The sequence below is a fragment of the Corynebacterium sp. HMSC058E07 genome (assembly GCF_001809885.1).
In the GTDB taxonomy this organism is placed as follows: Bacteria; Actinomycetota; Actinomycetes; order Mycobacteriales; family Mycobacteriaceae; genus Corynebacterium; species Corynebacterium macclintockiae.
The window spans coordinates 1-688 of sequence record NZ_KV799233.1 but is presented as its reverse complement, the minus strand read 5'-3'; the positions used below and the strand labels follow the sequence as shown (position 1 = coordinate 688).

Annotated in this window: 1 protein-coding gene and 1 pseudogene; both read left to right on the top strand. The window is 54.5% G+C overall.

What is annotated here, in order from left to right; all coding sequences use genetic code 11:
- Nucleotides 1-26 precede the first annotated feature (26 nt).
- Nucleotides 27-369: pseudogene (locus HMPREF2678_RS00535) on the top strand (transposase).
- Nucleotides 366-688 (top strand): IS3 family transposase (locus HMPREF2678_RS09920; protein ID WP_141746989.1); only part of this gene is annotated, 323 nt, incomplete at its 3' end. The pseudogene HMPREF2678_RS00535 and the gene HMPREF2678_RS09920, both read left to right, overlap by 4 nt.

The window sequence follows — 688 nt, the reverse complement described above, 5'->3', positions numbered from 1 at the left end:
CTGAAGTGTCCCAGGTTTTGTTCCGTTTGAGTAGATGGGAAAATCTGGAACATGCCAAGAAAATTTGACCAGGATGCGAAGGACCGTGTGGTCCGTCTTGTCGAGGACCGCATCTTGGCGGAAAACATGTCGATGCAAGCCGCGTGCCAGGCAGTTGCTCCAAAGTTGGGGGTGTCATGGCACACGGCTCGTCAATGGACCCAACAGGCCCGCCGTGCGGGAAACATCCCAGAACCCGTGCCTGAAGATCTGGCCGCCGAAAACGCGAGGCTTCGCCGTGAAAATCAAGAGCTACGCGACACCAATGAACTTTTAAAGGCTGCCTCGGCTTTTTTCGCGTCGGAACTCGACCCACAACGTCGGAAATGATCCGGTTCATCGATGAATACCGGAATCGTTTCTCTGTCGAGTTCATCTGTAAGACGTTGAAGGATAACCGGGCTGGTGGGTTCATCACCTCGCGTGGGTATCGCCAGTCCAGGGCCCGTGGATTAAGTGCTCGCCGTCTTCGTGATGCTGTGCTGGTTGAACGCATTGGTGCTATTCATCGGGATAATTACGGTGTCTACGGTGTGCGGAAAATGTGGCATGCTCTTCATCGTGACGGAATCGATATCGGTCGTGAACAAACCGCGCGGCTGATGCGTCTAGCCGGTGTATCAGGCAAAGGCAAAGGCCGCTCGCCTAT